The 3,405-nt window shown below is 34.3% G+C and carries 1 protein-coding gene and 1 pseudogene; one reads left to right on the top strand and one right to left on the bottom strand.

The annotated features are described in order from the left end of the window. Window positions 1-787: hypothetical protein (locus F6K22_RS36435; RefSeq protein WP_293109544.1), on the top strand; the 787-nt coding region annotated here is incomplete at its 5' end. A gap of 482 nt (window positions 788-1,269) precedes the next feature. Here the strand turns inward: F6K22_RS36435 and F6K22_RS36430 are convergent. After that, window positions 1,270-2,106, bottom strand: a pseudogene (locus F6K22_RS36430) (Rpn family recombination-promoting nuclease/putative transposase); the annotation flags it as partial. Window positions 2,107-3,405: the final 1,299 nt, after the last annotated feature.

Genomic DNA, 3,405 nt, shown 5'->3' with positions numbered 1-3,405 from the left:
ATCTTTTATTGATGTAAAACCATTTTATCCACAAGTAAAATTCTTATCTATATTTGTAGAAACTAATTCTATATCCTGGTCAGATTTTATTTCTAATGCAGGTAAATTTGAACACCATAAAGCATTGAATTTAGCTGAATATTTAACTCTTAATACTAAGGAGTGTCATGCTGTGATTAAAATTGATGATATAAATAAAATGGATAGAGCTAAAAATCTACCTGCTATTAGTTTCACTTACGATGAACGTTGTCACAAATTAGAAGAAGAAATATTAGGAAAATTTGGGAAAATGCCAACATTTAATGAATATTTTAAATCTAATATTGAAGGTATTTTAACAAAACTAGAAGAAATTTCCCAAGATTCACAAGATTCAGAATTCGAGCCTTTTTACTTGATCTTAAAAGTTGGTAATCTTGACAGTTTTGACATGAATAAGATTTGGAATGATGACATTACTTATTTCGTAAAGGGAATAGAAGGATTTAACGGATTTAGTGACAATGGATTGCATTATTCAAAGGCAGATACCTACCATATAGATGAAAAAATAGATGCTCTTATAATGGCACGATATTTAACTATGAGAACTAAAAAAAATCATGTTGTTATTGGTATATTAGAAAATGAGACTAAAGAGGTATGTATTGGAAAGTATGAGTATGATGAGCAACTGAAAAAAAAACATCAAGTATTACTTAAAAAATTTGCTAAAATGCCAGAATATAATGAATATGTAAATTATATTAGTGAATTATTGGATAAGGAAATAGAAAAGTCATAAAGGTAGGGCGATTCATTAATGGATAATGGCGAACTTGATAATTACAAGAAAGTTAAAACCGTTCGGGAATTGAATATCAGGAAATTCAAGAGCATTTTTTTCCCCTTGAAAGAGTCGGCTAATAAAGCTGAATTATTTATAGAAAATCATAGATTTATTATAGATAATCATAGGTTTCTAAGAACGGTTGAGAATTTAGGAGTTAGGAGGATTACCGAAAAATTTAGATATAAAGCCTCTCCATTCATAGAGTAGAGAAAAAGCGGTCGTTTCGGAGCATGACAAACGGATGGGATGGATGGGTTACCGGCGCCATATCCAATCTCCCCTTGAGAAGAAAAAAATCCTTTTAGTCAATCCTTCTATTACAGAAGAGGTAATTATTAATTATTAATTATTAATTTTCAACGTTACTTCTTTGCCAAGCAATTAGATAAATCGTCGAAAGTAGTAAAGTCAAAAATCTCCTCACTCAAATTTTATAATTCTGACAAAGACAAATCTGATAATTGATTTTTAAGATTCTCTGGAACCTCTCCAAAACGCTTTTTCAGTAGGCGAATTATTAGAGCGATCGCCTGTTTAATTCTGCCTTTTTCTTCTCCTTCTTCTCTAGCAAAAGCAATTTGACCACGACGGTCTCGAAGCAAGGTTTCTTGTCCGTGCAATTTTTCTAATTCTTGAGGAGTTAAATTAGCGCGGTTGGCAATATTAAGAGCTTTTTCTATTTCGGGAACCTCCTTTAAAGAAGTTGGTATTTCCTCTAAAATAGCTGCTTCTTTAATAAAATCAATCCACTTATCTGTTAAAGTCTCTAATTCGGATAAATTCTTCTTAAACTTCGGCAACTCCACAAATACAAAACCAATTTGTTCTTTAGTATATTCAAAATTTTCTAATCTATCTTTTAAAACAAAGTCGGTAATTAATCTGTCTGTATTTGGAAACATAAGAAAATCGACAATTGTTAAAGCTATTATCGGTCTAATCTCTGGATAATCTTCTCGTGATTTTAGCTGGTTTGAGTAAATTTTAGCAGCATTATAAACCACTCGATTTTCAAAACCTGCCACGTTAGCAACTTGCATTTCAATAATAACTGTTGACTTATCGTCCAAAACTGCCCGAAAATCAAAAAAACTATCCTTGAAAATTTCAACTTGACCGGGGCTATACGGGTCGATAATTTCCAAAGATTTAATCTTGTTTTTCCCCTCATAAATAATGGCGTTCAGAAAGCTAATTAATATGTCTTGACTTTTATTATAACCGAAGATTTTCTTAAAAGCATAATCTATTTTCGGACTAATAAATCTCATGATAATTTAACCTCCTAGTTAATTTTTACTTTAAAGCTATCTATGTGGTAACCAATTCAATCGCTCGTCGAAAGTAGTAAAATAAAAAATATCCTCGCTTAAATTTTCTAACTCCTCTAAAGACCTAAGCATTCAGCGGTCAGCTATTAGCTATCAGCTTTATTACTTTTAAAGTAATTGTTCAAAGAATTAAAAGTATGTTTCATTAATTGATAATTGATAATGGCGAACTTGATAATTACAAGAAGGTTTTAACCGTTACACCAATTGAATATTGGGAAATATTATTTCTTCTCTCTTGGGAGATTGGAGGCAAGCGTTTGCGCTTCGCAAAGCTTCGAAGTTCGCGTAGCGTCCCGGAGGGAACGGAAACCTCGCCATCCCATCCTAACGGACTGCTCCGCTTTCCGACCGCTGTCTTGGTCGATTGGAGGCAAGCGTTCGCGTAGCGTCCCGGAGGGAACGGAGACCTCGCCATCCAAGGACCGCTTTTTTCCCCTATCCAAGGGGAGGCTTTAAACCAAAATTATTTAATTATTAATAATTAATAATTAATAATTCGGTAAAAGATAAGCATTCAGCAGTCAGCATTTCCTGCGGAATGCTGCCCAAACAGCGGTCAGCTATTTATTTTAGTTTAATAAAAAAGCTTTATTAGTTGAGGTAAATCGAATCTTACTATCAAAGCCAAGTTTAAAGGTTATATTCGTTTAAAGCCTTTTTAAGGTAAGGATAGGGTTTGCGCTCGATCTGTTAGCGTTAGCGAGAGCTACCGTAGCAAGAGGCAGCTCCTCTGTTAGCGCAGCTCCTCCGGAGGAGGCAAGAGGCTGGCTAATAGCTGAATGCTTACTGTAAAAGTCAATTAGTCAACCTTAATAGTCTTAGGACTTACGCACCTGCAACGTATTTCCGTCATTGCGACCGACTCTTAAGCAATCTCAAACCCTACTTTTTCCTGCCTCCTGCGTAAGTCCTGAGTCTATCAAACCACATAGTTCATTTTCATTGCTGAGAGCTGACCGCTAATAGCTCAATGCTTACCTCAAGACAAATCTACTGATTTTTAAGACTCTCTGGAATCTAACCAAAACGCTTTTTGGGTAGGGGAATTGTCAGAGCGATCGCCTTCTGTACAAATGGTAGTCTATTGCTCAACTTATCAATATAAATATATGGATTCAGGGTGCATAATATACACCCTATTAATTCATCAAAAATCTACACTAATAAACTGTGATTCTGGTAAAGCTGCAATTTGTGCCGAATCTGTGTTCAACACATATCCTAATAATTGATTTA

Source organism: Okeania sp. SIO2F4, from assembly GCF_010672385.1.
Classification (GTDB): Bacteria; Cyanobacteriota; Cyanobacteriia; order Cyanobacteriales; family Microcoleaceae; genus Trichodesmium.
The sequence above is the reverse complement of the archived record's forward strand: the minus strand, read 5'-3'. Positions and strand labels throughout refer to the sequence as shown.